We start from the raw sequence: 21589 nt of genomic DNA on the forward strand, positions 1-21589 counted from the left end.
TGTAATGGCGCAAATACCGATAAAGGAATTGCGCCATGACCGACGAGCTTCCCTGCCTGATCAAACAGGGTGTGCGCCACCTGCTTAATCCGCGCCACCTGGTTTCCCTGCTGCCGCTGCTGCCCTGTCTGCTGCTGACGGCCCTGCTGCTGACCGGCTGTGACCGCAAGCGTTCACCCACGCCGCCGCCACCGCGTCCGGTAAAGTTCATCACGGTTGGCCCGCCCGCGCCCGCCGGGCAGCAAACTCTGACCGGCGAGATCCGCGCGCATGATGAAACCTCGCTCAGTTTCAGGCTGGAGGGGCGGATTCTGACGCGCAGCGCTGATGTCGGCAGCCGCTTCAGGCAGGGAGAGACGCTCGCCGTGCTGGACAGTCCCGGCGCGCTGAATCAGCTGGCGAGCGCACAGGCGGAGCTGAACAGCAGCCGCGCGGCCGAAAAGGTGGCGGCCCTAAATCTGCACCGCATGCGCCTGCTGATGCCGTCCGGGGCTATTGCCCGCGCTCAACTCGATAGCGCCAGCGCCGACTGGCAGGCTGCGCTGGCGCGGCGGCAGAGCAGTGAAGCGGCATTGAAAAATGCGCAGGATAGCCTGCGCTGGACCCACCTTACCGCGCCTGAGGATGGCGTGGTGACGGGCGTCAGCGCCGCAGCCGGTCAGGTGGTCAGCGCCGGTCAGACGGTGTTTACCGTTGCGACTGGCACAGGCCGTGACGTGGTATTTGACGATGCCACACCTGAAACCCTCGATCGCCGGGCCAGTGCCCGCTTCCGCGTTGCGCTATTGCAGAATCCGTCCGTGATAGCCGAAGCGCACCTGCGTGACGTCAGTCCACAGGCCGACGCCCAGACACGCAGCTGGCGGGTGCGCATCACACTGGACAATCCTCCCGCGGAAATGGTGCTGGGTGCCAGCGTCGCCGTCACCCTGCCGCTGGCCGACACGACGGCGGATGCGGTGATGGCGATTCCGGCCACCGCGCTGACCCGCCAGGCCGGCCAGCCGGCGGTGTTTATTCTCGACCCGGTGAAAAACTGCGTTATCCGGCGCACGGTGGCGATTGCCGGCTACACGGCAGATGCGGTATGGATTCGCGCCGGCATCATGCCGGGCGATCGGGTGATCACGGCGGGCGTCAGAAGCCTGCGTGACGGTGAACGCGTTGCCGGCAGCCAGGAGGATCAGCATGAAACCGGCGTTTAATCTTTCTGCCTGGGCGCTGAAGCAGCAGCAGCTGATGGCCTTTCTCATGCTGCTAATCATGGCCGCCGGGATCGTCAGCTATGAAAAACTCTCGCGCAACGAAGATCCGGCGTTCACCATCAAAACTGCGGTGGTGTCTGCGCAGTGGCCAGGTGCCGACATCAACGATACGGTCAGACTGGTCACCGATCCGCTGGAGAAAAAGCTGCAGGAAATTCCCTGGCTGGATTATGTGCAGAGTGAAACGCACGCTGGCCGCACAGTCATTTTCGTCAATCTGCGTGACGACACCCCGCCCGCGCAGGTGGCCGGGATCTGGTACCAGGTGCGTAAAAAAATGCAGGATGTGACCCCGGCTTTGCCGCAGGGCGTGCAGGGCCCGGCGGTCAACGATGAGTTTGACGATACCTTTGGCACGATTTACGGCTTCACTGCTGACGGTTTTTCCCCGCGCGAGCTGCGGGACCGGGTGGACGACATTCGCCGCGATCTGATGAGTCTGCCGGATGTGGGTAAGATCCAGCTACTGGGCGAGCAGGAAGAGCAACTGGTGGTGGCTTTTTCCCCGCGCCAGCTGTCCGCCATGGGGCTGGATTTGCAGCAGGTAGCTGAGGCGCTACGGGCGCAGAACGTCGTCGAGCCGGCAGGCAGCGTGCGCACCGCCACCGATAACATCGCCCTGCGCGTGAGCGGCGCGTTCAACAGCGAGGCGAGCCTGCGGGCGGTTACGCTGCGCGTTAACGATCGCTATGTTCCGCTGACGGCGATCGCCACCATCACGCGCCGCCCCGCCGAGCCGCCTGCCCCGCTTTTTCGCGTTAACGGCCAGCCGGCCATCGGACTGGCCGTGTCGATGGCCGCCACCGGCAACATGCTGGAGTTCGGCCAGGCACTGCGGGCGCGCATGGAGAGCGAAGCCAGCCAGCTGCCGCACGGCATTGAGATGACGCGCATCGCCGATCAGTCAGCGGTAGTGCAACAGGCGGTGAGCGGATTTGTCGATGTGCTGGGCGAGGCAGTGATCATTGTGCTGGCGGTTTCGTTTGTTTCGCTGGGACTGCGCGCCGGCCTGGTGGTCGCGGCGGCGATCCCGCTGGTGCTCGCCATGACGTTTATCGGCATGCATCTGGCCGGTATCGGCCTGCAGCGCATCTCGCTGGGCGCACTGATCGTGGCGCTGGGCCTGCTGGTGGACGATGCAATGATCACGGTGGAAACCATGGTGGCGCGGCTGGAGGCCGGCGATTCCCGCACCGGCGCAGCGACCTGGGCGTTCAGTACCACCGCCTTCCCGATGCTGACCGGTACGCTGGTGATGATTGCCGGTTTTATTCCGGTCGGCTTTGCCGCATCCAGCGCTGGCGAATATTGCTATACCCTGTTTGCAGTGGTGCTGATGGCGCTCATCAGCTCATGGCTGGTGGCGGTGCTGTTTTCACCGCTGACCGGCAGCTGGCTGTTGCCGGCCACGCTAAAGCAGCACCGCGCCGGAAACGGGCGCCTCAGCCAGTTCTATCGCCGCCTGCTGAGCAGCGTGCTGCGCCACCGCATGCTGACGCTGGCGATGGCGATGCTGGCGCTGTTGCTGGCCGGCGTCGGCACCACGTATATGCAGGGCGAGTTTTTCCCGGCATCCGATCGGCCTGAGCTACTGGTGAGCCTCGCGCTGCCGGCCAGTGCGTCGCAGCAGGCCACCCTGCGTCAGGTGCAACGCCTTGAGCGGATTGTCTCCGCCAGCCGGGATGTTGACCACTATTCGTCTTACGTCGGCACCGGTGCGATACGCTTTTACCTGCCCATGGATGTGCTGCTGGACGATGAAAACAGCGCTCAGCTGGTGGTGGTGGCCAAAAGCCTGGCCGCCCGTGAACGACTGCAGCGCTTGCTGGATGCGGTGCTTGCCCGGGATTTCAGCGACATCACCACGCGCGTCGCGCCGCTCGAGCTCGGTCCGCCGGTAGGCTGGCCGATTCGTTATCGCATCAGCGGGCCGGATTATCGCCAGGTGCAGCAGCTGGCAGAGCGGCTGGCCGCCGCGCTCGGCAGCTCAGCGCTGACGCGTGACGTCAATCAAACCGCCGGTGAGCCCGAACGCGTAATCACTTTGCAGGTGAATCAGACGGCAGCGCGCGCAGCCGGCCTCTCTTCTGACCTGATTGCTCAGTATCTGCATACGCTCTGGTCAGGAACGCTGATCACCACGGTACGCGATCGCAACCGGCTGATTGATGTGGTGCTACAGGGCAACGCTGCGGCGCGCCATGACCTGAGCAGCCTGTCCGGATTGCTGCTAACTGCGCCGTCGGGCGCAAAAATTCCGCTGACGCAGGTCGCAACACCGCAGTGGGGGCTGGAGGATCCCGTTATCTGGCGACGCCAGCGCCTGCCGTTTATCACCGTCCAGACCGATACGGCGCCGGGTTTGCGCGCGGAAGCCGTCTCCGCCGCCCTCACGCCGCTGATTGCCACCTTCAGGGCCAGCTTGCCGGCCGGTTACCGCCTGAACGAGGACGGGGCGGTAGCAGAGTCTGACAAGGGCAACCAGTCGGTGATCGCTATCCTGCCGGTCACGCTGTTCTGCATGCTGCTGCTGCTGATGTTACAACTGCGGCGGATTTCCCGCATGCTGCTGGCCCTGCTGATGGCGCCCTTTGGTCTGCCGGGCATTGTGCTGGCCATGCTGCCGACCGGCACACCGATGGGCTTTGTGGCGCTGCTGGGCGTTATTGCCCTGGCTGGCATGATCATCCGCAACGCGGTGATTCTGATCAGCGAGGCGGATAACAACGTTGATGCAGGTATGCCGCCGGACGCTGCCATTGCGGCTGCGGCAGAACACCGCGCACGGCCGATCGTGCTCACCGCCAGCGCAGCGATTCTCGGTATGATCCCCATCTCGCGTCAGGTTTTCTGGGGACCGATGGCGCTGGCGATTATCGGTGGGCTGTTAGTGGCGACGCTGGTGACGCTCACGGTTTTACCCGCAGCGATGAGTCTGGTGATGCAGGCAGCAGCCCGTCGGGACAAACTGAAATCGCTGCGCTGGCGGCCGTTCAGAAAATAACCGCCAGCTGGTCAGCCCAGCTGGCACGGGGCAACGAAAGGTTTATCCACAGGGTTCCGGGCGGGATATGCACGCCAGATGTGGACAGTATCAGGAAAGAACGCGCAGCACCGGCTGCGCGTGGTCACGGGCTATTTCACTACCGGATGCTTCTCCTGCTGTAGCGCCTTCATGAAGGTGTCGCTGAGATGCAGATGCTGACGCACCAGCGCCGGCGGCGTGCTGGCCAGCCACTGGTTAAGCGAAATATCCGCGTAATAATCGCTTTTAAACAGTTCCAGAAAGCGCAGCGGCTTGTCACCCGTGTTTTCGATATAGTGACCCATGGCAAAGGGCACATAGCCGACATCACCGGCGCGGAAGTCAAACGTACGCGCCTGACCCGACGAGGCAAACACGCCCATCCGCCCCTGACCTTCCAGATAGTATTGCCATTCGTCGTTATTGGGATGCCAGTGCAGTTCGCGCATCGCGCCGGGAGCCAGTTCCACCAGCGCGGCGGCGATGGTTTTCGATACCGTAAAATTACTGGAATCAGTAATGCGTACCGTGCCGCCCGGCAGCGTCAACGGCTTCTGCGCCAGCATTTTATGCGAGAAGACCTGCTCCGATTTCACCCCGCCGCTCACCGCCGAAGCCGGCGCGCCGTCCGGTGCCTGCCCGGCAAAGATGTACTCCTCTTCCGGCGAGGGCAGCGTGTTAAACACCTCAGCCGGCACGCCAAAGTTTTTTGCCAGCACTTCGGGCGGGATATGTTTGAACCAGTCGCTGAGCAGAAAGGTACTGTCTTCATCGAAATTGCCGTTGTCGAAGGCCAGCAGGAATTCACAGCCGTCCGGCCCAAGGCCCTGGATTGAGTGCGGCACGCCCGGCGGGAAATACCATAAATCGCCCACGCCGACGTCATCGACAAACCAGCCACCTGCGGTATCCAGCGCGGTAATGCGCGCATTGCCGTACAGCATGTAGGCCCACTCGCCCTCTTTGTGCCAGTGCAGTTCGCGGATGCCTCCCTTATCCAGCCGCATATCGACGCCAGCAATGGTGGTGGAAATGCCCAGTTCGCGCTGCGTCACCTGACGCGTCCAGCCGCCGCTGCCCTTACGCACGTGCGCATCGCTGAACGAGAAGCGCAGGTTGGGCAACGTGCCGCTGTCGGTTGCTGGTGGATCGACCAGATCCGGATTCAGTGCTTCGCGCACCGGATCGTGCGGGCCAGGATCGCGCGGATGGTTGGGATCATTCGCCGGATAAGTCGCCACCTTGCCGTCGTGGGCATGGACCTTGCCGGCCGCCAGCGCCACGGTGCCACCAGCCGCGAAGGCCATAAAGCTTCTGCGAGATAAGTTTTCCAGTTTCATACCTGCTGTCTTCCTCAGTTTCTTATGGTTTGTGTCATGCCCCTTAACCATAATCAAACTGTGGCTTCCGCCAACCTTGTGTCACCGCTGAAATCAATAGAAAACCTTTATCATCGCGTAATCCCGCTATTCACCCGCCTCACGCCATTTACGCTTCGTTGAGATCGCGTTGACGTTCAGGTTATATCTGCCGACAAATAAGGCACAAAGTGATTAAACCCCCTCTCCGATTAAGCAATTTTTTTAATGATAGCCCGCCGCAAAAGTTAATTTAATGTTACAAAAGCATCGCAATTGCAATAATTACCCGGCTACGTTTTTTTCTCCGGCGAGACGTGGCCGTTCCGGGCGGAAGCCCATGCCGATCAATCGGCCAAACAGATGGCGTAAAAACGGATAGCGGCTGATGAGCTGCGGAACCTTACTGGGCGTGGTGCGCGGGCGCTTGCCGCTGCTCATTTTGATCTGCAGGAATTGCGTCGCTACCGTCGGAAACTGTCGCCGCCGCTGCACGTTCTCCAAATCGCGCAGCGTGAGCGTGCCGTTTTGCAACGGCCGCGTCAGATAATTGGCGCTGGCCACCGCGTCCTGAATCGCCAGGTTCACACCCACGCCGCCAATCGGTGACATCGCATGTGCGGCATCGCCAATGCACAGCACGCCGGGCTTCATCCATTTGTCCAGCCGATCGATACGGATGGACAACAGACTCAGCTGCTGCCAATCCTGCAGTTGCGCCATGCGCGCCACGCTGAACGGCGCAACCTCTGCCATGCGGTTTTTCAGCGCGTCGAGCCCGGCCTGCTTCAGCGCCTCGAATTCGCCTTTCTGAATGGTGAATCCACACTGCCAGTATTCGCCGCGGTCAATGACAATGAAGTTTTGCTTCGGCCCCTTGTGGCCCATCCCCAGCTCAGGGTCGTCCGGCTGTTTATCCAGCCGGAACCACACCACATCGCGTGGAGCACCGAAGCTTTTACCCACCAGCCCGGCTTTCTGCCGCACCGCCGAGCGACGGCCATCAGCGCCTATTACCAGCGGCGCGTGAATTTCGTGACCTTGTAACGTTTTCACGCCTGCGATTACGCCATCCTGATGAAGAAAATCGTCAAAACCGGTGGATTGCAGCAGCGTGAAACCGGGATAGTGCGCCGCCTGGGCGGCGAGGAAAGTGAGGAAGTCCCACTGCGGCATGAAGGCAATAAAACGGCAGCGCAACGGCAGACGGGAGAAATCGGCCATGGTGATCTCCTGCCCGCCTACTTCCGCCTGTAACTTCTCCGCGCGCTGATGCGGCAGCGCCAGCAGCGCGTCGAGCAGACCCAGCTGGTGCATGATCTCCAGGGTTGAGGGATGAATGGTGTCGCCGCGAAAATCGCGCAGAAAATCGGCGTGCTTCTCAATCACGACCGCGCGCAGGCCGGCGCGCGTCAGTAAATAGGCCAGCATTAAGCCGGCCGGACCGCCGCCGACGATACAGCAGTCGGCGTTTATCACCTGTGGAGACGGCATGATGTCCTCATCAATCGCTATATATGATAATTGTTATCATTTATATAGCATCTGCGCGTCACCAGGGTGATGATAAATGCCGCAGTCAGACTAGTGGTTTGCTACCAGCCCCAGCGCAATCAGGCTGCGCGCGGTGGCAAGAATGGCCTCCTGCGGACTGCGCGGATGCCAGTTCAGCAGCCAGCCAGCTTTAGCGGCGCTGACGTTCATATCAACGCCCAGCAGTTTTACCATTCCCGTCATCAGCGGATTTTGCGCTGCCGCCGCCCGCACCATGGCGTCACTCATTGGCTGCAGCGAAACTTTCTCTGCTTCTGCTGCCAGATGGGTTTTGAGCGTGCGCGCCACCTCAATAAGCGGCAGACTATGCCCCGAACTGGCGAAGAAGCGCTGACCCTGCGCTGCGGCGTGGGTCATCGCCAGCACGTGCAGACTGGCCACGTCACGCACATCAACAAAACATGAGTTGATGTCAGGACAGCCTGGCTGCCCCTCCAGTAGCTCCTTCACAATGCGAATCGAATGTGAATAGTCGGCACCCAGCACCGGTCCCAGCACCGACACCGGGTTCACCGTGGCCAGTTCCAGACCGTTACCCTGCTCAGCGATAAACTGCCAGGCGGCGCGTTCCGCCAGGGTTTTCGATTTCTGATACGGCCACACATCGCCGCTGACATCACTCCAGTCGCGCTCGGTAAAGGGGCGCGGATAGTCCGCTGGATGTCCGATACCGACCGCGCCGAACGCCGAGGTCAGCACCACACGTTTAACGCCTGCATCGCGCGCGGCGCGCAATACGCGCAGATTTCCTTCAATCGCCGGATTCACCCAGTCAGCTTCGCTTACCTGGCTGCCGGTTGGGGTGGGTGAAGCGCCATGCAGCACGAAGCGACAGCCTGCCACCGCGTCTTCCCAGCCCGCGTCTGCCGTTAAATCGGCAACGACAAATTGCAGCGCCTCGTCTGCGGCCACCCCGGCCTGCAACAGATGCGCCCTGACTTCAGCTTCACGTTCGGCATCACGTAAGGTGGTTCGCACCTGATAGCCCTGCTGCAGCAGCGCAATAATTCAGTACTGGGCGATAAACCCGCTGCCGCCGGTAACCAGAACCTTTTCATTACTCATTTTACTTCCTCATCACAAGCATCGTTCATTCGACGCGCTCTACGTTAAGCGGCGGAGGGCGGATTTTGAATGCTTGTAAATGCACTTTACTTGCGTGATAGTACAGAAATGAGCCTTGATCCCTTTTCCGACATTCTGCGATTCGTTCGCGCTGAATCATTGCTGACCGGCGGTTTTACCGCAGGCGGACGCTGGGCGCTGCGTTTCCCTGCGCCCGATAAAATTAAATTCTTCGCCATTATCAAAGGCAGTTGCTGGGTCATACTGGAGGGCGAACCTGAACCATTCCACTTTGCCACCGGCGACGTCGGCTTGCTGAGCGCTAAACGCGCCTTCGTGCTGGCCAGCCATCCGGACGAGCCGCCGGTTGACGCCATGAGCGTGTTTTATGGCGCAGGAAAAGGCCATGCGCCGATTGGCAGCGGTGATGATTTTGTCCATATCGGTGGCCATGTACTGCTTGATCCTGCCAGTGGTCGTTTACTGACCCACGTATTACCTCCCTGGATTCAGGTGCCGGCAGCGTCACCGCAGGCGGCGTCATTCCGCTGGGTGCTGGATCAACTGGTGCAGGAAGGCCAGCATGTCCAGCCGGGATCGCAGCTGGCAACGGCCCAGCTGGCACAACTGCTGTTCATCCAGATTCTGCGGGCGCATTTGCAAACCAGCAGCGCACTGCCCGCCAGCTGGCTGCGGGCGCTGAACGATGCGCGATTGGCACCGGCGTTACAGCGACTGCATGGCGATCCTGCGCGCAACTGGCATCTGGACGAACTGGCGCGTGCCTGTGCCATGTCGCGCACCCGTTTTGCCCAGTATTTTCGCCAGGTGGTCGGCATCACGCCGATAGCCTATCTGACGGCGTGGCGCATGCGGCTGGCAGAGCGTGCGTTGCAGGAGGAAAATGAGGCGGTGGCCGTGGTAGCGCAGACGCTGGGTTACGCCTCAGAGAGCGCCTTCAGCCATGCTTTTAAGCGTGAAACGGGTCAGTCACCCAATGCATTTCGCCGCGCCGTGCGGTTACAGCAGGCGCAGCGATAAAGCGCGCCGCGTTGCGCGGCGCCGGGCTTTACTTAATTTGTGAAGAGACGCGCCACATATCCACTCCGCCTTCGGTGGCGTAGCGATCAATGTCCGCCAGCTCCTGTGCCGTAAAGGTCAGGTTGTCCAGCGCGCGCAGGGAATCGCTTAACTGATCAACCGTGCGGGCACCAATCAGCGCAGAAGTGACCCGCTCATCACGCAGCGCCCAGGCGATCGCCATCTGCGCCAGCGTCTGACCGCGCGCTTCAGCAATCGCGTTAAGCGCACGAATTTTTGCCAGGTTCTCTTCGCTGAGCATGGCAGAAAGGCGCGGATCGCTGCCGCCGGCGCGTGCGCCCTGCGGTACGCCGTTGAGGTATTTACTGGTCAGCATGCCCTGTGCCAGCGGTGAAAAAGCAATGCAACCGCTGCCGAGCTCCGCCAGCGTATCGAGCAGCCCGTGCTCAATAGTGCGGTTTAGCATCGAGTAATTGGGCTGATGAATAAACAGCGGCACTTTCTCATCGGCCAGAATCGCAGCGGCCTGACGCGTCAGCTCTGGCGAATGGGAAGAGATGCCGACGTACAGCGCCTTGCCCTGACGATGCAGCTGTACCAGCGCGCCCATGGTTTCTTCCAGTGGTGTATTCGGATCAACGCGATGGCTGTAGAAGATATCGACATAATCCAGCCCCATGCGGCGCAGGCTGTTATCACAGCTGGCAATCAGATGCTTGCGAGTGCCGGTCGGGCCACCATACGGACCCGGCCACATGTCCCAGCCGGCTTTGCTGGAGATAATCAGTTCATCACGATACGGGGAAAAATCCTGCGCCAGCCAGCGACCAAAATTCTCTTCAGCCGATCCCGCTGGCGGACCGTAGTTATTCGCCAGGTCGAAATGGGTAATGCCGTTATCAAACGCGTGGCGCAGGATCGCTCTGCCGGTCTCAAACACGTCAACGCCGCCAAAATTCTGCCATAGCCCCAGCGAGATCAGCGGCAGCACCAGGCCACTTTTGCCGGTTTTACGGTACTGCATGTTGGTCTGATAACGCGCTGGCGATGCAACATAACTCATAACAGATTCCTCTCATTAAATGCCGCCGTGCTGGTGGGCAGAAGACGTACCCTGCCTTCCTGCAAAACCGCGCGGCGAACAGGCGATTGCCGGACAAATTTTTACCGCGTATGGTTAATCTGTAAAATTCATTATTGTGATTAAATTCATCTTTTATGGAGATAACTGATGGAATTGCGCCAGATGCGGCACTTCATCGCCGTGGCGGAACATGAAAATTTCACCCGCGCCGCACAGAGTATGCATATTGTGCAATCGGCCTTGTCCACCTCGATCAAACAGCTGGAGGAGGAACTGGGCACGCCGCTTTTTATCCGCTCCACTCGCCAGGTGCGCCTGACCATGGCCGGGAAAGTGTTTCTTGATTACGCCAGAACCATCGGCGCCTTTGTCGAAAAAGCGTCACAGGAAGTGGCGGCGATCGTGGCGCTTAAGACCGGAACCCTGTCGATTGGCACGGTGCAAAGCGTGCCGCCGTTTATCGATCTGCCGCAATTACTGGAAACCTTTATTCGTCGCTTTCCGGATTTTGACGTCAAGCTGTGCCAGGGATCATCGGCGAAGCTCAATGCAAAAGTGCACGATCAGCAGATCGATCTGGCGATTATGCCGGTGGAGGAAGTCTCCGACCGGCTGTCGTCGCGCATCATCGCCTGCGATGAAATCGTAGTAGCGTTCGCCGCCGATTATGCCGGATTCACCGCGATGCAGCCGGACGTCACCATGGCACAACTGGCGCAGCAGTCGTTCATCGATTTCGAAGCCGGCCAGGGCACGCGCAAGGTGAATGACAACAGTTTTGCCCTCCAGGGGCTGAGCCGCAAAGTGACGTTTGAAGTCAGCGATCTGGAAACCCTGCTGAGTCTGGTTGAGCGCAATATGGGGATTGCCCTGCTGCCCGAACAGGTAGTGAAAGCGCGCAGCACGACGCTGCATTATTGCCGCATCAGCGACGTTGATGTGTGCTGGGAACTGGCTGTGGCCTGGCTCAGCGATCGTCCCGGCAGTATGAACGTCTACGACCGGCCAGTGCAGGAGTTTATGGATATTCTGGGCAGCAGCGATTAGCGCCGGGGCGGGTAACGGTGCAGGATGACGGCGGCAGCGCTTGTTATGTTTTAACGAATCGACAGTCAGCCATGATTCGGTCGCCATCAATGGCGACCCTACCGGGAAATTGCACCCTCACTGTAGAGTGCGCATTAATGCGCACCGCTATTAATATCTGATTCAAGCCACTGTTTGTCAGGGATTATGTGGCTAAAAACCCTTGCCACTCGCACTCCCGCCTGTACAGAAGCGCTTTTGTTGTATAAGTTTAAGGGTGCTGTCGGGGAAAAATTTCGCTCAGCAGGTCACACATTTCCGACAGAGGAAGAGCGACACTATCAGTCGTTGATTAGGCTTTGGTTTACCTGCACCAGGCAATGCTAAACGCAACGCGGATACTGAGAGCTTTTATGTATAGAAGTGAAGATGAAAAACTGGCCGACATTGTCATGGGCGATGCCGTGCTGCAATTGTTAAAACAAGCCGGACCGGTAACCACCCTCGCACTGCTGGAAAAACTGCGCGCGATGGCGGCCTCAGAAACCGATCCAGCACGCCAGCGGGCGTTTCGCTATGCGATTGCTGAAGTGCAGAACAGCAAAAGTGCGCCTCAGGGCGAAGCGGTGGCGTTAAAAGGTAGCGATAACGTGACCCATATTTTTCGCAACCGTGATAATACGGGCAAAAACACCCGACATTAGCCCCGCTCTGCCCCAGTCTGCTTATCAATAACGTAACCGCCCGCTTATGCCTGCGCCCGACAGGTGACGGCTAGACAGCTGCACACTCTCCGGCTGCGGCTCATCCATTAACAGGGCGAGGAAGCTGTCGGCCCACCAGTGACAATCATAGCGGTGCAGATTATTCAGCAAGCGCGCATGACGGTTCTGACGGTCGCTGAGCGGCAGCCGCAACGCCGTATGGATGGCATCCGCCATTGCATCCGGATCGTAAGGATTAACGATCAGCGCGCCATCCATCTGTTCGGCCGCACCCGCGAACTGCGACAGAATCAGCACGCCGGGATTCGCCGGATCCTGCAGCGCAGCATACATTTTCGCCATCAGGCTCATGCCCGCCATCAGTGGCGTCACCAGCGCCACCCGCGACGCGCGATACAGCCCGGCCAGCTCCTCACGGCGATAATCGTGGTTGAGATAGCTGACCGGATACCAGTTGAGCATACCGTGCACGCCATTAACCTCACCGCACAGATTTTCCAGATTGTGGCTGATTGCCTGCTGCCGGTGCGTGTGACCGCTGGCAGCAGAAGCCAGCTGCAATAACATCATGTTGCCCGCATAGTCGGGGTGATGGCGTAGCAGCACTTCCAGCGCGCTGATGCGATACGGCAGACCTGCGCTGTCGTCGAGATGACCGCCGCTCAGCACCGTGTTGGCCGGCAAATGTTCGCGGCTCTGCTGCTCCATATACTGGCAGCTGTTACTCTCGAGTAATGCCTGAACCTCAGCCAGATCGATCCCGACCGGAAACACGCCAGTGGTGATAATGTGACCGTGCACGCGCAGACGGTTCCTGCCTAAGCGTTCAGCGCGAAACTCGCTCTCCAGCCACAGCAGAAAGTTATTCATATCCTGCGCGGTCTGGAAGCCAATCAGGTCACAGCACAGCAGCGATTCTGCCAGGCTGCGCCAGTCAGGGATCGCTTCGAACAGCTGACCGGACGGAAACGGCTGATGTAAAAACAAACCGATGCGGTTAGTTAAGCCGGTATCACGCAGCATTTTCACCGTTGGGATGAAGTGATAATCCTGCAGCCAGATCACATCGTCCGGCATGGCATATTCAGCGATGGCGTGAGCATAAGCCGCATTCAGCTGGCGATAGGCCTGGAAGCTGGCGCTGGTGAAACGTGCCAGGTCCGGACGCTGGTGAAACACCGGCCACAACCCCTGATGTACGTAGCCGTGATAGCCCTCTTCGTATTCTGCGCGCGTCAGCGCAAACTGCAGCCTGTCGTATTCATTACCCTGCTGAAAGCTAAGCGTGCGCGCCGCTTCCTGCGCAGCGACGGTACGTTGTCCATCCCAGCAGACCCAGAGGCCACCGCGTCGCGCCATCAGGCGATCGTAAATGGCTGCCAGCGTGGAAGACTGATGCTGATTATGTGTGACCAGAATAGTGCCGGGCATGATATTTCCCTTTGAGGTTAAGGCGCGCCACAGTGCCGCCTGCTGCGCTGATTTAACCGCCGGCAATATAAAAAAGGCGTAAAGAAAACCTGCGCGGATATAAAAATCCGGCAAAGATCAGCGCCAGTGTGTGGAAATCAGCCCGGCGCCAAAGGGGAAAGGCTTGCAGCGATCAGTGACGGATGGCGCAGCCGCACTGCGACATTTCGCCAGGCACATATTTGCCGTGATGCGAATGGCGCACCTGCAACTCACCCTGCTGCCAGGCGCGGCTGTGGTCCGGACGCTGATCCAGCAGCCGGTTCAGGGCTTCCGTCACCAGTAAATCACGGCGCGGTGCCCAGCTGCTCAGGTGCCATGTGGAGCCGCGCGCCTCGTCAGCATCATCAAAGCCCACTACGGCGATATGCGCGCCCTGACCGAAGTCGCGCACGGCCTGCAGTGCGCCAAAGGCCAGCTCGTCGTATTCGCACATCAATGCATTGATGCGTTCTGCCGCACGGGTTTTCTTCAGATAAGCCATCATCGCCTGATAAGCCTGCTCACGGTGAAGGGCACCGGCGTGCAGTGCTGCGTGCAGCGTCTTATCTTCCGCCTGCAGGCTGGCAATAAACCCCTGCACCTGGCGCGGCGGCGTGTCACTTGCCTGCACCTGCATAGCGCCCAAACGCTGGTGTCCCTGCGACAGCAGCAGTGCGCCAAGCTGCTGCCCGGCGTGATACGCATCGGCAACCACCACATCAGCGCCCGCGCTGTCGTTCGGGCACAAATGCACCGCGCGCAGCGACGGCAGCAGGTGCGCGGCGATCTCCTGCGCATCCTGAAACGGCGAGCTCAGGAACAGCAGTCCGCCCAGTGGCAGCGACGCCGCGTTCCGCAGCGCGGCCTGAAAATCCTCGCGCGTAGCGGCGCACAGCAGCACCGGCAGCCGATCACGCGCACTGAGCTGACGCGTGACTTCTTTGTGCATGTGCATACTGTGCGGATGACTGACATCATCGCTGACGATGCCGATGAGCGGCGAATGGACGGACATAACTGACCTCTCCTGTTACGTAGGGTACGGGAAAAATTTTGACGTATTAGTATGAAATTCCACGTTACCCGAATAATCAGATATCGCCAATCGGTGGATGCGAAGGATTGCTGCGCTCCCCCTTCACCCGGTGCGTGTTGACGGCGGCAAAATGCGCAGCCGCTGCACCGGACGCCCGGTGAGCTTCGTTTTACGTTACACTGACGCCACGAATATTTTGCTAGCGGAAAATTTATGCGCATCACCCTCGATCAGGCCGATCAGCCTTTTATTCACCGCTTACTGGGCGAGGAGATCGCCAGTATCGATTCCACGTCTGACGAACAACTGCGCCTGCAACAGGCGTTGCAGGATGCGCGGTTACAGAGAAATCATGAAGCAGAGCTCGACTGGAAACGCAACGCGCTCTATCTGCTGCTGTTTGTGTTCCTGTATGGCGCACTGGGCTGCTCGCTGACGCTGGATTTGAGCGCGGTCGCACAAGCGTCGAGCCATAAAAGCATTGCCTATGCGCTGGAAGCGGTACCGGTCCTGATCGCCTTCTCTGGTCTGTTCCTGTCGCTGCTGTTTCTGTTCGCCGCGCGCGGCAGCGCACGCCGCCTGCACAACTGGGATCACACTATCGTGCTGCTGGAAAAATACAGCGGCTGCAACCTGAGTCTGCAGATTAATGAAATGGGGGCGCGCACCACGCATTACTCGCAGTCGGCGATTACCGTGGCGCTGGCGATGTTTATCTGCCTCACCTGGGTGGTGATGTACAACTACTTCACCTTCACCACCAGCGGCGTGATTGGCAGTGTGATCTCACTGTTTATCACCACCATGACCTACGTGATTCTGGATATTCAGCTGCTGAAATCCGGCAAATCGATCGCTATCGATGAGCCGGTGATTCCGCCAGAAGATGAGGTTGAGAAACGCCGTTAATCGACAGACCGGCAGCGGCGTAAGGTTTTGCGCCGCGCCGGTTTCGCTATCCTTATCTATACTTCAGACAGGATTTTGAGAGATATAAAGGAGTTGCGATGAAAATCTGGCCGTTAGTCGCCATCACGGCACTGTCTGTTACCCTGGTCGCCTGTAAATCCCCGACGCCACCTAAAGGCGTGCAGCCCATCACCCACTTCAATGCCGATCGCTATCTTGGCACCTGGTATGAAATTGCCCGACTCGATCACCGTTTCGAACGCGGTAAAGATCATGTTACCGCCACCTACGGCAAACGCAGCGACGGCGGTATCAGCGTGCTGAATCGCGGTTACGATCCGGAGAAAAAAGCGTGGAGCGAGAGCGAAGGCAAAGCTTACTTCACCGGTAAACCTGACGTCGCCGCGCTGAAGGTCTCGTTCTTCGGACCTTTTTACGGTGGTTATAACGTGATCGCGCTGGATGAAGATTATCAGTATGCACTTGTCGCCGGGCCGAACCGGGGGTATCTGTGGATTCTGTCGCGTCAGCCCACCATTCCGGCTGAAGTCAAACAGCGTTATCTCGCCTATGCCCAGCGACTGGGCTTCGCAACCGATCAACTGATTTGGGTGAACCAGCCACGATAAGAGGGTGCAGCGCCAGTGACGCCCGCGCGGGCTTCAGTGATTACGCTTGCAGTAATCAGAGTAAGGTCAGCAGCAGGCATTGCGTAAATTGACGGCCTTACTTTTTATTGAAAAACGGGTGTTGATGACCTGCTAAGTCAGCAGAGATAAAACGGATGTTAGTGTATCTCTTCGTGAGCATTACCTGCAGCGGCAGCCTGAGCTGCCCGTTACGAATCGAGAGGCTAATCAATGAGTAAGTATTTTCTGGCCTGCTTTTTGGCACTGTTTGCCTGCTCTGTCAGCGCTGGACAGGGAGGAGCCGGAGGTCAGGGAGGAAACGGCGGCTATGCGGGAGAATCCGGCGCTGACGGTGGAAATGGTTCAGATGGGGGTAATACTGATGGCTCTGCTGGCAGGCCGGGATGTCCCGGCGGCACCGATCCTGATGCGGACGGAAAATTTTATCTCCCAGGCACCACTCAGGAGTGCAATCCAGGCAAGCATGATTCGATGAAGGCACGTCAGCCGACGATAGCCGGCGCTTAGTTCGCTAGCCTGTTGCCAGGTTAAGTGCATGTTCGGGCCAGGGTGTCAGTTACTTCCCCGTCATGTACGGTTTAAGTCACTCTCTAAGCGTCAGCAGCAGGCTGGCGCCGCCAAAGGCCAGTAGCAAACCTATTCTCTAATGCGCCGCCGCCGGTAAGTATGCTCAACCAGAGCGTTTCGATTCATGGCAAACAATCCACTGGCTGCATACTGCCTGTTAGTGTCAAATGCCACTGGACAGCTGGAATTGCTGTGAACGTCCGCTTTGTGCCAAAAGCGGACATTACTAACATCGCTGTGTATTAATAAACGGGGATAAGGTCAAAGCCCTTTCGAATGATAGTTGCATGTGGCGATAAATGTTCAAAAAGCGATCTTCAGCAATAAGTGAGCAAAGGTGCTTCTTGAGTTCTTTTCATAAATGTACGAGTATTCAATCAGTGATATTTAATCACTATATAAAATAAAGGTGCATTAAAAAATGAAAGCATATCTGGATACAAATATACTAAGGCAGCTAAATAAAATCCCTAAAAAAAATAACATTGAACTTGTATGTTCACAGCTTGGCATCATGGAACTGATTGCAGGGATGACCTCAGAAAAAGAGTACAATATACGAAAAGCCTCTCTAATCAACATTTTAAGTCGTGATGTAAAAATCATATGGGAATCCGTAGGTACTTTACAGGCTAAGGCATTTGGAATTAGTTTAAATGATTATGACGTACCAGCCACAAAGATGTTAATGGAAGAAATTATTAGAACAGATACGCTATCTGAAGCAAAGAATATTAAAATCGATCTCGGTGGGGAAGTGTATTCTATTGAGACGCTAACTAATTATGACAATATGCTAGTAGAGGATTCCATATCAGTTTTAAAAGAAACAATGTCAACAGAAAAGGAGGATAGAGACTCGCTTCGAGTCAACCCTTACACAGAAGCAGAAATTAGAGTGCTTATGGATATGAATATAATAGGATTTCTCAATGAGTTTGGAATAAGAAAGTTCAGACCAGGAACAGAATCAGATCCAGAACGCAATTTCACTCCTGAGTATCTAAAATCCATCAATACATACTATCATAGTAAAATATTAGATGATTATTTAAAGTGCTTAACTGTTTATATTTTAGATGCAATGAAAACAGGTAATCAACCCGGTAAGAATGATAGTCACGACATCTGTCATATTGCGTACTGCCATCATGTCGATTTATTTATTTCGAATGACAGGGTTTATCAACGTTTCCCAAAGGATTTATTAAAGGTGAAAATTTTAAACTTCGATGAATTCATGAAAGAACAGCCTTTTTGTGAAGACTAAGGAAATGTTAACAGAGAGTTACCTTGTTAAGTTCTGTGGCCATCGCTGAATCTCCCTACGTGTTAGCATTAGGCAGGCCGCACTTAGAACACGCAAGTCACGCATTTTATGTCTCAGGAAAAGTAAAGCCTGCTCTCAGGGGTTATAAGGGTTTACGTAAACCACTTCATTGCTGAAAGCCTGGGTGACTTGAGGGAAATGTCAGATATAGAAGGATTTATACGACAGTATCATATTCGTCGGACGTTCGGCCCCTTTTTTAGGCGTCATTTGGCGCCTTTATGCCACAGAAGCGGTATTTACGAGGTGGCTGCATTGTTACTGCTTAAATTCTAGGGCTGACGATAATTCAGGCTCTGAATGTCGACCTTGTAAAAAAATGGGACATTTATAACTTATGAAATGAGGTAATTGATCAAGGTTAAATTTAAGCTGATCACAGCAAAAACCCTTCCTAAAGTAATTCATATACAGGCCGATAATAAAAATTGTGAACGGTAATCTTGGATTTTGATTGTTTAACTTCAATCAAGGAGGGATTAATGCCATCTAGTGCATTAGGGAAATTTGAAGGTGTAATGATGCGTGATATAGATAGAATTATTCAAAGACATTCAAGCATACAAAATGGCATCCCCGGAAATATGGGGTTGGGACATTTAACAAGAGCTGGGATTTTATTGCTTTGTGCCGCATGGGAATTATACATTGAGGAAGTTATGATCGAATCGGTTAAACACTAGATTAATAGATGCGTTTCACCGGATGATTTGCCTGATATTGTAAAAAACAATATCAGATTATATAAAAAATTCTAAACATCAACTTAAACCTTTAACTATGGCTGGTGACGGTTGGAAGGTTATTTATATTGAGATTGTCCGGGAATGGTTTACTGGACTGAACACCCCAAAAGCAATAATATAAATGAAGGTTTTCACAAGATTTTAGGCATTCAGAATTTAGCTTCAAGTTGGACGCTCGGAGTAAAAGCAATAAATGACTTCGTAACTGCACGAGGAGATGTCGCGCATCGGGGGGCGGACGCCGGGAACATTCGCATGAACGTATTAAGCGGAACCTATAAAGTACAAGTTTGCAAATGCGCAATTGAAACTGATAACGCTTTAACAACATTCTTACGCTCAGCCTTTAGTCCTAATATACATCCATGGAATCAACGAAGCGTCTAGTTTATAGATTATAGATTATATAAGCGATATGGTAGTTTTGTTATTACAGTTTAAAAGTGAGTGAGCCATGTCCGCTTTTCGCTCATATGGGACAACCATAATCACATCTACTAACCCTAAGGAGATTGAGCATGACAACATCCCCCTGGAAAAAGGGCCGTATTATTGGCCAGAAACGGCCTCTTCAGATCTCTCATATCTGGGGAATCCTTATCAGATTTGAGCTGGAAGGAAAATTACGCGATTTATCTCTGTTTAACATGGCTCTGGACAGTAAACTTCGGGGCTGTGATCAGGTTAAGCTAAAACTTTCTGATGTGGCCTATGGGCACTCTGTTTCGGGCAGAGCGACAGTGCTGCAGCAAAAAACGGGAAGCCCCGCTCAGTTTGAACTGACTAAGGGAACCAGAGAGGCTGTGGCAGCGTGGATCAAAATGGCTCATCAACGTAGTAGCGACTATCTGTTCCAGTCCCGCATCGGTTCTTCACTACATATCTCAACCAGGCAATATAACCGTATTTTTCATGGATGGATTGATAAGCTGGGTCTCGACGAGACTCTGTACAGTACGCATTCTGTGCGAAGAACCAAGCCATATCTGATCTATAAAAAAAACGAAGAATCTTCGAGTGATCCAGCTACTGTTAGGTCACAAAAACCTCGAAAGTACAGTCCGTTATCTCGGTATTGAAGTGGATGATGCTCTGGAGATAGCTGAGTCTTTTGAAGTTTAATTCGTGAGGGCTGCAACAGCAGCAGCCCTGTGCCAAAAGTGGACGTTACGAATGTTGGTAGGGTTGTTGAAATCCGGCTCATGAAATTTTTAAATCTCACGGAGCTTAAAGAAAAATATGGAGAATGCCAATGCATTATGTTCCCTCTGCCGGACTTAATTATCGCTGTCTCAGCCACACTGACTGGCCATTTTATCTGGCATTAAATCAGGACCGCCATGTTATGCATTTCATTAGCGATTCACGAACGGAAGAGGAGATCAGAACCCACTCCTTTGAGAAGCGCTTGCAACCGTGGCAAAAAGGCAGTGAACACTGGCTGTGTCTCGTTATCAGTCAAAAGAATACACATTTACCCATTGGAGTAACTGGCTTTATTGAGCGTAGTGAGGGCATTGCGGAAGTAGGGTTCATACTTGCTTCGGAATTTCATGGCAAAGGTTTTGGCAGCGAGTCTCTAAAAGATATTGCTCGTTTTGCATTTAACACACATGGATATCACAAGCTAACAGCGACAGTTACCTCGGGTAATGAAGCCTCACGCAGGACATTGCTTAAGGTAGGATTTCAACATGAGGGCACATTAAGGAAAAACTACTTTCTTCAGGATCGCTGGCAGGATGACTGGGTTTTTGGATTGTTAAAAGACGAATTCAGTCATTAAGCATGCTTTACCTGGGATATACATCAATTATCAAAGTCAGCTACTCGCTCATAGCGGACATCTGGGGAGATGGGCTGTCCGCTTCGTGCCAAAAGCGGAAGTTGCTAAAACGGTTTACTGTGGCCAAAGGAATCAGGATCATCAACCGACATTACTAACTGAAGGTTCTATCTAATGTTGGGGGCAGGTCAGAATGTCCCGGAACGCTATCCGGCCCACTGGAGCAAGCCGGAGTTGCAGGTTAGCTGAATGGGGCTTGACGACCGGCAACACTGGGGAGTCGGGAGGCCATTAAGATGTCGCTGACATCGAAGAGAGAAGAACAGTAATAGATGGGGCATTTACTGTATCTCGCAGCAGCCAGGAGGTAGGTTAAGACAGAGTATGTAGTTCAAATTGGTATGCCGGGCCAACCTTTTTCATCTTAGTGATGGCCCCGCCCTTCATCTCCTTAACCCTGATTTACGATGAAACGTGCGGCAAAAAGTCTCATTCAGTTACCTGATCTAACATCGCAAGTAGGAAAAAAGCGGTGACGAAACTCGTGTAATACCAGATGCCTTCAACAGGTAATATTGACTCCACTTTATCACCAGAAAATACACCAAGAAAACCAAAAGTCATTAGGATTAAAATGCACACAGGGATGAGTTTAGCTTTGCTGTAAACATGTGCATAAACCAAGAAAAAATAAATTAAAAAACACATACTTGCTGAATAAAGTATTTTTCCTGATAGTATAACTAATACCTTAAACATTCTTATCCCTTCTGTATCACCAGAGCTGAGAGAAATGACAAAGTCTCCGAAATCCAGTGAGAAGTCGCCATAACTTACATAACAGGCGCATAGCATTGGCAAGACAATTACCTTACATAGATCCTTAAGATTCTTTATGTCAGTTATTTTTGGCAGAATATCCATTTTTATCCTCAATAAAACTAAGCACACAGGAAAGTGAGAACTATTC

At 55.1% G+C, this 21589-nt stretch carries 17 protein-coding genes and 1 pseudogene; 11 read left to right on the forward strand and 7 right to left on the reverse strand.

Features of this window, described 5'->3' with window-relative positions; all coding sequences use genetic code 11:
* The first annotated feature begins 35 nt into the window (after positions 1 to 35).
* Both AC6I8P_RS21815 and AC6I8P_RS21820 read left to right on the forward strand, forming a co-directional pair.
* Positions 36 to 1205 carry an efflux RND transporter periplasmic adaptor subunit gene (locus AC6I8P_RS21815; RefSeq protein ID WP_498031212.1) on the forward strand — a complete coding sequence of 390 codons (1170 nt, stop codon included), beginning with the start codon at positions 36 to 38 and terminating at the stop codon, positions 1203 to 1205.
* Positions 1189 to 4269, forward strand: coding sequence for an efflux RND transporter permease subunit (locus AC6I8P_RS21820; protein WP_498031213.1), 3081 nt, complete (start codon positions 1189 to 1191; stop codon positions 4267 to 4269). The genes AC6I8P_RS21815 and AC6I8P_RS21820 overlap by 17 nt, the downstream gene beginning before the upstream one ends.
* Positions 4270 to 4400: 131 nt before the next feature.
* Here the strand turns inward: AC6I8P_RS21820 and AC6I8P_RS21825 are convergent, their stop codons facing one another.
* The 3 genes from AC6I8P_RS21825 to AC6I8P_RS21835 all read right to left on the reverse strand — a co-directional run bounded on the left by AC6I8P_RS21825 (position 4401) and on the right by AC6I8P_RS21835 (position 8210).
* Positions 4401 to 5597, reverse strand: a complete 1197-nt coding sequence (locus AC6I8P_RS21825) for a cupin domain-containing protein (RefSeq protein ID WP_498008287.1) — start codon at positions 5595 to 5597, stop codon at positions 4401 to 4403.
* Positions 5598 to 5933: 336 nt separating this feature from the next.
* Positions 5934 to 7142 carry an FAD-dependent oxidoreductase gene (locus AC6I8P_RS21830; protein ID WP_498031214.1) on the reverse strand — a complete coding sequence of 403 codons (1209 nt, stop codon included), beginning with the start codon at positions 7140 to 7142 and terminating at the stop codon, positions 5934 to 5936.
* Between the two features lie 90 nt (positions 7143 to 7232).
* Complete coding sequence (locus AC6I8P_RS21835; protein ID WP_498031351.1) at positions 7233 to 8210, reverse strand: NAD-dependent epimerase/dehydratase family protein; 978 nt, start codon at positions 8208 to 8210, stop codon at positions 7233 to 7235.
* A gap of 126 nt (positions 8211 to 8336) precedes the next feature.
* Here AC6I8P_RS21835 and AC6I8P_RS21840 point away from each other — a divergent pair, with 126 nt between their 5' ends.
* Complete coding sequence (locus AC6I8P_RS21840; RefSeq protein WP_031279990.1) at positions 8337 to 9308, forward strand: AraC family transcriptional regulator; 972 nt, start codon at positions 8337 to 8339, stop codon at positions 9306 to 9308.
* A 28-nt stretch (positions 9309 to 9336) separates the two neighbouring features.
* Here the strand turns inward: AC6I8P_RS21840 and mgrA are convergent, their stop codons facing one another.
* On the reverse strand, positions 9337 to 10371 hold the full coding sequence (gene mgrA, locus AC6I8P_RS21845) for an L-glyceraldehyde 3-phosphate reductase (RefSeq protein WP_498031215.1): 1035 nt from the start codon (positions 10369 to 10371) through the stop codon (positions 9337 to 9339).
* A gap of 168 nt (positions 10372 to 10539) precedes the next feature.
* Between mgrA and AC6I8P_RS21850 the strand changes: the two genes are divergently transcribed.
* Both AC6I8P_RS21850 and AC6I8P_RS21855 read left to right on the forward strand, forming a co-directional pair.
* Positions 10540 to 11439: a LysR family transcriptional regulator gene (locus AC6I8P_RS21850; protein WP_125311491.1), complete on the forward strand. Its 900-nt coding sequence runs from the start codon at positions 10540 to 10542 to the stop codon at positions 11437 to 11439.
* Positions 11440 to 11831: 392 nt separating this feature from the next.
* Complete coding sequence (locus AC6I8P_RS21855) at positions 11832 to 12122, forward strand: hypothetical protein (RefSeq protein WP_021508990.1); 291 nt, start codon at positions 11832 to 11834, stop codon at positions 12120 to 12122.
* A gap of 24 nt (positions 12123 to 12146) precedes the next feature.
* On the opposite strand, the gene AC6I8P_RS21860 is transcribed toward AC6I8P_RS21855, so the two are convergent.
* The gene (locus tag AC6I8P_RS21860; protein WP_498031216.1) at positions 12147 to 13574 is read right to left on the reverse strand and encodes an alpha,alpha-trehalose-phosphate synthase (UDP-forming); all 1428 of its coding nucleotides are present in this window, start codon (positions 13572 to 13574) and stop codon (positions 12147 to 12149) included.
* A gap of 172 nt (positions 13575 to 13746) precedes the next feature.
* Complete coding sequence (locus tag AC6I8P_RS21865; protein ID WP_394516534.1) at positions 13747 to 14610, reverse strand: substrate-binding domain-containing protein; 864 nt, start codon at positions 14608 to 14610, stop codon at positions 13747 to 13749.
* Between the two features lie 234 nt (positions 14611 to 14844).
* Between AC6I8P_RS21865 and AC6I8P_RS21870 the strand changes: the two genes are divergently transcribed.
* The 6 genes and pseudogenes from AC6I8P_RS21870 (at position 14845) to AC6I8P_RS21895 (ending at position 20619) form a co-directional block, all read left to right on the forward strand.
* Entirely contained in the window at positions 14845 to 15540 is a 696-nt protein-coding gene (locus tag AC6I8P_RS21870; protein WP_058775966.1) for a RipA family octameric membrane protein, read from the forward strand.
* Positions 15541 to 15638: 98 nt separating this feature from the next.
* Positions 15639 to 16169 (forward strand): outer membrane lipoprotein Blc, encoded by a 531-nt coding sequence (blc, locus tag AC6I8P_RS21875; RefSeq protein WP_498031217.1) that lies wholly within the window; start codon positions 15639 to 15641, stop codon positions 16167 to 16169.
* Positions 16170 to 17178: 1009 nt separating this feature from the next.
* Positions 17179 to 18027 carry a hypothetical protein gene (locus tag AC6I8P_RS21880; RefSeq protein WP_498028863.1) on the forward strand — a complete coding sequence of 283 codons (849 nt, stop codon included), beginning with the start codon at positions 17179 to 17181 and terminating at the stop codon, positions 18025 to 18027.
* A gap of 542 nt (positions 18028 to 18569) precedes the next feature.
* Positions 18570 to 18770, forward strand: coding sequence for a hypothetical protein (locus AC6I8P_RS21885; protein WP_498028864.1), 201 nt, complete (start codon positions 18570 to 18572; stop codon positions 18768 to 18770).
* A gap of 581 nt (positions 18771 to 19351) precedes the next feature.
* Positions 19352 to 19955, forward strand: a pseudogene (locus AC6I8P_RS21890) (tyrosine-type recombinase/integrase).
* A 130-nt stretch (positions 19956 to 20085) separates the two neighbouring features.
* The gene (locus AC6I8P_RS21895; protein ID WP_498031218.1) at positions 20086 to 20619 is read left to right on the forward strand and encodes a GNAT family N-acetyltransferase; all 534 of its coding nucleotides are present in this window, start codon (positions 20086 to 20088) and stop codon (positions 20617 to 20619) included.
* A gap of 489 nt (positions 20620 to 21108) precedes the next feature.
* Here the strand turns inward: AC6I8P_RS21895 and AC6I8P_RS21900 are convergent, their stop codons facing one another.
* A complete protein-coding gene (locus AC6I8P_RS21900; protein WP_498031219.1) occupies positions 21109 to 21543 on the reverse strand; it encodes a hypothetical protein in 435 nt (144 codons plus the stop codon).
* Between the last annotated feature and the right edge of the window lie 46 nt (positions 21544 to 21589).

The sequence above is a fragment of the gamma proteobacterium symbiont of Lampromicra miyakona genome, from assembly GCF_059730895.1.